Source organism: Anaerorhabdus sp. (assembly GCF_036657415.1).
Taxonomy (GTDB): domain Bacteria; phylum Bacillota_I; class Bacilli_A; order Erysipelotrichales; family Erysipelotrichaceae; genus Anaerorhabdus.
Genome location: NZ_JAVXGL010000106.1, coordinates 1 through 5,397, shown reverse-complemented (window position 1 = coordinate 5,397; position 5,397 = coordinate 1). Strand labels below are relative to the sequence as shown.

At 32.8% G+C, this 5,397-nt stretch carries 6 protein-coding genes and 2 tRNA genes; 4 read left to right on the top strand and 4 right to left on the bottom strand.

The features are described 5' to 3' along the window. Window positions 1–276 precede the first annotated feature (276 nt). Window positions 277–350 (bottom strand) — tRNA-Trp (locus RSB60_RS10650). 1 nt (window position 351) lies between these two features. Beyond that, window positions 352–428: transfer RNA gene (locus tag RSB60_RS10645), tRNA-Glu, on the bottom strand. 229 nt (window positions 429–657) lie between these two features. Here RSB60_RS10645 and RSB60_RS10640 point away from each other — a divergent pair. The 4 genes from RSB60_RS10640 (at window position 658) to RSB60_RS10625 (ending at window position 4,275) form a co-directional block, all read left to right on the top strand. Continuing rightward, window positions 658–1,635: a phosphodiester glycosidase family protein gene (locus RSB60_RS10640; protein WP_332616250.1), complete on the top strand. Its 978-nt coding sequence runs from the start codon at window positions 658–660 to the stop codon at window positions 1,633–1,635. Between the two features lie 2 nt (window positions 1,636–1,637). Further along, a complete protein-coding gene (locus RSB60_RS10635) occupies window positions 1,638–2,708 on the top strand; it encodes a hypothetical protein (protein WP_323382639.1) in 1,071 nt (356 codons plus the stop codon). A gap of 200 nt (window positions 2,709–2,908) precedes the next feature. Further along, window positions 2,909–3,685 (top strand): uridine phosphorylase, encoded by a 777-nt coding sequence (gene udp, locus RSB60_RS10630; protein WP_332616248.1) that lies wholly within the window; start codon window positions 2,909–2,911, stop codon window positions 3,683–3,685. Continuing rightward, entirely contained in the window at window positions 3,685–4,275 is a 591-nt protein-coding gene (locus RSB60_RS10625; protein WP_332616246.1) for a histidine phosphatase family protein, read from the top strand. The genes udp and RSB60_RS10625 overlap by 1 nt, the downstream gene beginning before the upstream one ends. A 149-nt stretch (window positions 4,276–4,424) precedes the next feature. On the opposite strand, the gene RSB60_RS10620 is transcribed toward RSB60_RS10625, so the two are convergent. Continuing rightward, a complete protein-coding gene (locus tag RSB60_RS10620; protein ID WP_332616244.1) occupies window positions 4,425–5,051 on the bottom strand; it encodes a hypothetical protein in 627 nt (208 codons plus the stop codon). Then, a partial coding sequence (locus RSB60_RS10615) for a flavodoxin family protein (RefSeq protein ID WP_332616242.1) occupies window positions 5,048–5,397 on the bottom strand: 350 nt, incomplete at its 5' end. The genes RSB60_RS10620 and RSB60_RS10615, both read right to left, overlap by 4 nt.

Genomic DNA, 5,397 nt, shown 5'->3' with positions numbered 1-5,397 from the left:
TTTGATTATGATTAATGTCTGATCATTCATTATATTCTCCTCTTATAAAATACTACTCTTACTGTTTCCATCAAAACATATAATACTTAAAGCAAGTTATTTGCATGCATTTTCCATTATTATTTTTACTTATAAATAGTATTATAAATACTTGTATACCTCTTTCAAACACTATCAAATTTCAAAAAAAATTTCAACTTATCTATATTGCTCCATATAAAATAATACTTAATATAAATACAAAAAAACCGATTTTCATCGGTTATTTTTATTCACTGGCAGGGGTGGAGAGGATCGAACTCCCGTCTGTGGTTTTGGAGACCATCATACTACCATTGTACTACACCCCTGTGGTGACTCGTACGGGATTCGAACCCGTGAATGACGCCGTGAAAGGGCGCTGTGTTAAGCCGCTTCACCAACGAGCCATTTGCTAGTGCTTTGTTATAATACCATAAACGGCTTTTCAGTACAAGAATTTTATGTGAGAAACAGTCAAAAAAAGCACGATATACAATCTTAAAATGTAAATTGAAGTAATTATGAGGATTTCAATTATTAAAGATTCTTAAGTTAATCTCTTTCTTATAAAACAAATTGTCAATAAAACCCCTAGAATATATAATAATGATAAGGTTAGATAGAAATGAGGAACATATGACTAAAAAAAGAATTAAGACGATATCGACGGGTCTTGTGGTTTCGCTGTGCATACTAATGATTTTAGCTACCGCCGGATTTACCACTTATCTTGTCCTAAAAGAAACGTATAAGGGCTCTGCAGTTGCTTACAGCACGCAATTAATACGTGATTTACCGGATGATGGCTTAAGTCATACAATTGCACGACTTTTTTACAGTGAAGCGGAGATAAAAGCTATACAAGATGGAATTGACCCTTCTACTGTGATTAACAAGAAAGATGCTATGTTAGTTTCTACAGATGGTATTGAAATTCACAGTATTAAAGGGACAACATATCAAGCTTTCATGATGATTGTGCATAATCCTGAGGATTTAATTGTTGGCGTTAATCCTGATTTGGATTCTTCTTCAGCTGGTCCTTCATTGGAAGAGTATATTGAACTTTACGATGGTATTGCTGGTATTAATGCTGGTGGATTTGAAGATGCTGGTGGTAAAGGAAATGGCGGACAAGCATGGGGAATCGTTATATCTGACGGTAAACTTGTTAGCGGTAAAATGAGTGACTTTGGACCAGTTATTGGAATCAATAAAAATAATCAATTAATAGCGTCTGATATGTCTGCTGAACAAGCTCTTGAATGGGGTGTACGTGATGCAGTTACATTTGGACCGGTATTCATTAATCAATATAAAGTTGTATTTGAAAGTGCACGACTTGCTGGACTAAATCCTAGAACAGTTATTGGTCAAAGAGAAGATGGTTCTTTCCTTCTACTTGTTATGGATGGTAGACAACCATTGTCATTAGGTGCTCTATATCCAGATGCAATTAAAATTATGCAAGATTATGGAGCTATGACTGCAGCCAACCTGGATGGTGGGAACTCAACAGTTATGGTCTATGATGGTAAAACAATTAATAGTACAGTATCAATTTACGGTGCTCGTAATTTACCAACAGCATTTATAGTAAAGGATGGTAAATAAGAATGAGTACAAAGAAAATAGGATTAAAACGAACAGCAGGAATCATCATTATGCTCGTGGTATTACTAGCATGTGTTGGAACAAGCATTCTTGTTGTACAAATGACTAAATCAAATCTTGCAAGTAAAGAAGCCAACCTTCCAGAGAGTGCAATTAGTTTATATTTAAAACAAGTTAAAAACAATGATTTTAATGGTATCTATGAAAATTCACTTCTTATTGATCCACATCTTAATTCTAAAGAAGATTATGATCAAGGAATTAAAGATATTTACAAGGGTGTTAATTTAGATAAATTAATGTATATTGATGAAACTACCGATTCTGGTGACCTTCTATATGGTATTTATGAAGGGAACATAAAGGTAGCAACTGTTAAACTCATCAAAACAGCAGATGGTAAATGGTTAGCTACTACAGTATTCCAAGGAGACAATAATTATATTGTTGAAGTTCCTGAAGGAGTTACGATAAAAGTTAATGGTCTTGATGTTGGAAAAGAATATATTAAACAATCTGAAGTTCCTGCTACTAATTTTTCTGGTTTAAAAGATACTTCAAAAGCACCAAAAGTTACTCGCTATGAACTTACAAACTTAATTTCCGAACCTCAAATTACTGTTGATGGTACAGGCTATACAATGATTAAAGATGTATTGAGTAATACTTACTATGTTGGAAAAGGTACTATCAATTCTGACTTAGAAAATACAATTCTTAGTGCTGCCAAAACAGTTGCTCGTTACCCTACTAAAGATGGTACTTTGGGTGCAATCTCCGCTATCACAATTACAAACAGTGATTTCTATGATCGTGTTAAAACAATGGATAATCAATGGTATGCTGCACACAACGTTTCACAATTTTCAAATGAGGATGTGCTAACAATTGTTCAACAAGATGAAAATTCAATGATTGGTAATGTTATCTTTGATTACTTAATTGCTTCTGGTAGTACATCTAAGGAATATCATATTGGTTATCAAATTTCATTCTTGAAGGTAAATGGAGCATGGAAGATTGCAGGTTTTGCCATTGATAATGAATTAAATCCTGCTACAGTTAAATATTAACTAAAAATCAATTGAGATGACTTATCTTGTAGGATAGGTCATCTTTTTCTTATGCTATTCCACAACTTATTAGTTCACATCCTTATGTCTTAAAAATCATAGAACAATTATATTTAAAATATACCAAATTAACTTTGTAGTAGTTTCTTTTTAATGTTGAATTGTCTATAATAAAGTTACGGAAAACGGAGGTAAACCAAATGATTGATTATGCAGAAGGAACTGGTAAACAATACCATATCGGTGTTGCGAAAGGTGAAGTAGGACGTTATGTCTTATTACCAGGAGATCCTAAACGCTGTGAAAAGATTGCGGCTTATTTTGAAAATCCAGTTTTAGTAGCTGATTCTAGAGAATATGTTACTTATACTGGTACATTAAATGGAGAAAAAGTTTCTGTAACATCTACTGGTATTGGCGGACCATCAGCATCTATCGCAATGGAAGAATTAGTTACATGTGGTGCAGATACATTCATTCGTATCGGAACATGTGGTGGTATGGATATAAATGTTAAGGGTAGTGACGTTGTGATCGCACAAGCGGCCATTCGTTTTGAAGGTACATCAAAAGAATATGCACCTATCGAATTTCCAGCAGTTGCAGACCTACAAATCACAAATGCTCTTGTTGATGCAGCAAAAAAATTGGATCAAACATATCATGCTGGTGTTGTACAATGTAAAGATGCATTTTATGGGCAACATCGTCCTGATACATTACCAAACTCAGTAGAACTTCAACGCAAATGGGATGCATGGTGTAAATTAGGATGTAAAGCATCTGAAATGGAATCAGCTGCACTCTTCATTGTTGCAAGTTATCTACATGTACGTTGTGGTTCTTGTTTCTTAGTTGTTGCAAATCAAGAAAGAGAAAAACAAGGATTAGATAATCCGCAATGTCATGATACAGATATCGCAATTAAAGTAGCAATTGAAGCATTAAAAGATTTAATCGAACAGGATAAAAAATAATGGTTACAACGATTTACTTCGTAAGGCATGCAACATCAGATCATACAAATCGTGATGAAAGGACAAGAGGTTTAACTGAAAAAGGATTGCAAGATTGTAAACTTGTCACTGAATACTTACAGGACAAAGACATCGACTTTCTATTTTCTAGTCCTTATCACCGTTCTGTTTTAACAATTCAAGATTTCGCAAATAAATCTAACTTAGATATTCAATGCATCGAAGATTTCAGAGAAAGAAAAGTCGATTCTGGATGGATTGAAAACTTTGAAGAATTTGCAAGAAAACAATGGTCTAATTTTACTTACAAATTAAACGATGGTGAGCCTTTATGTGAAGTTCAAAAACGTAATATTCATGCATTACAAAAATTACTTATTGATTACAAAGATAAAACTTTTGTGATAGGCACTCATGGAACAGCATTATCTACAATCATTAATTATTATCAACCCACATTCCAATTCGATGATTTTTGGAATATTGTTGATGTTATGCCTTGGATTGTAAAAATGACATTCAATGATGAAATATGTTTAAGCATAGAATCAATAAATTTATTTACGCATAAAAACGATACCCTTAAATGAGTATCGTTTTTTTATTAAGTATTCTTTAAAGTCTAACATCGCTTTTTTGTAATTGAATTACATGATTTTATCATTTGATATAAAGACTGTACAATTGATTCTTATTCATATAATACGATAAGTAATGAAATGAGCAAATCAAAAATAACTTATTCAGCTGTATAGATCTTCATTACATCATTAAATGCTTTTTTATCTGTTGAATTCACCGTTACAGAAATCATGATTGCATAATCTCCTTCAATACGAATAGCGGTCATTCCAAAATAATCTTCTTCTGGATTAGAGGGTGATGTCGCAATATATGTGAACGCCTTAAAAGTTTGTCCTTGAATATTCATTTCATATGGTTCAGTGATAAAAACTTCTTCCCCCGCCCATTTTTTTGCGGCATTCATTTGTTCATCAATAAGCGTTTCAAGTGCAGGTTTTTTATCTCTTACCGAGATATCTTCAATCAATATTCCTGTGAACTCTGTACCATCTTTGCTTTCTAAAGCTACATCCCAATAATAGTTTGTATTCTTTTCAGCTTTGCATTTTTCAAAGGTCATTGTCCAATCTTCATTGGCGATTGGTTGGCAACCATAAAGATATGCAATTGATTCTTTACCTGTTTGTTGAAGATTATCTGGATAAACAAATTCTAGGTTAAAGGATTCATTATTATAAATGCCATTGTTTAATGTCCCTCTTTCAAACTTTTTATTTGATGAAGTACACCCAACAAGTGATAAACAAAGTATTAGAACAAAGCCTAGGTATTTTCTTTTCATTCTTGATTCTCCTTCATATTATTAATCATTGTTTCAAGTTGTGATAAATCTTTATGATCTGGATGTGTTAGTGCTTGATTGAAATTATCAATAAAACCTGCAACATCAAACTTCGCTGTTGTTAAGTCCATCGCTTCATATTTTTGTTTCACTGCGATTGGCATTTTCCCTTGGCACATATATTCGTCAATAATTGTATTTGAATCATCAATTGCTTGCTTAACATTGTTTAAAATGCGGTCATAGTAGGGTTTACTACTTTGAAATCCAGCAGTTCCAAAAAGAAATATCTTTTTATTTTTAAGTGTCTTTAAAAATTCAATTATTTCTTTATCATAACTTCCCT

Coding starts and splice junctions, on each gene's coding strand:
- RSB60_RS10640 (WP_332616250.1), top strand. CDS start 658: ATGACTAAAAAAAGAATTAAGACGATATCGACGGGTCTTGTGGTTTCG.
- RSB60_RS10635 (WP_323382639.1), top strand. CDS start 1,638: ATGAGTACAAAGAAAATAGGATTAAAACGAACAGCAGGAATCATCATT.
- udp (WP_332616248.1), top strand. CDS start 2,909: ATGATTGATTATGCAGAAGGAACTGGTAAACAATACCATATCGGTGTT.
- RSB60_RS10625 (WP_332616246.1), top strand. CDS start 3,685: ATGGTTACAACGATTTACTTCGTAAGGCATGCAACATCAGATCATACA.
- RSB60_RS10620 (WP_332616244.1), bottom strand. CDS start 5,051: ATGAAAAGAAAATACCTAGGCTTTGTTCTAATACTTTGTTTATCACTT.